Source organism: Neisseria sp. P0021.S007 (genome assembly GCF_051956855.1).
The window spans coordinates 1-621 of sequence record NZ_JBQCXA010000722.1 but is presented as its reverse complement, the minus strand read 5'-3'; the positions used below and the strand labels follow the sequence as shown (position 1 = coordinate 621).

The window sequence follows — 621 nt, the reverse complement described above, 5'->3', positions numbered from 1 at the left end:
GCATTCAGACGACCCCGCGCGCAACCGAAATTCCCTGCCGTTCCCCGCATTGCGCGGCGCATACCAGCTTTCCAACGCCGCCTGCGCACTGACCGTGTTGGAATGTTTGAACGAAAAATTGCAGGTGGACATCGGCGCCATCAAGCGCGGATTGCTGCTGGTTGAAAATCCCGGACGCTTCCAAGTCCTGCCCGGCCGCCCGCTGACCGTTTTGGATGTCGGACACAATCCCCACGCCGCCCGCGCCCTGCGCCGCAGCCTGATTAATTTGGCGTTTGCACAAAAGCGCACCGCCGTGTTCAGCATGCTGTCCGACAAAGACATAGACGGCGTGTTGGAAATCGTTAAAGACCAGTTTGACGAATGGTATATCGCGCCTTTGGACGTGCCGCGCGGTATGACGACGGACGCCTTGCAGGCGAAACTGGAAGCACAAAATATCGAAAATATACAAACTTTTACCTCCGTTCGAGAGGCGTACCGCGCCGCTTTGGCTAAGGCGGGCGAAAATGATAGAATCGTTGTTTTCGGCTCATTTCATACCGTTGCCGACGTGATGGCGGCGTTGTAAAAGGAAATCTCCATGTCTGACAATAAGCAAAATGAAGTTCTGACCGGTTA

General features: G+C 54.9%; 1 protein-coding gene. It reads left to right on the top strand.

Annotated elements, in window-relative coordinates; translation table 11 throughout:
- On the top strand, positions 1 to 571 hold a 571-nt coding region (locus ACTHUR_RS15600; RefSeq protein WP_440399548.1), incomplete at its 5' end, for a glutamate ligase domain-containing protein.
- Positions 572 to 621 lie beyond the last annotated feature (50 nt).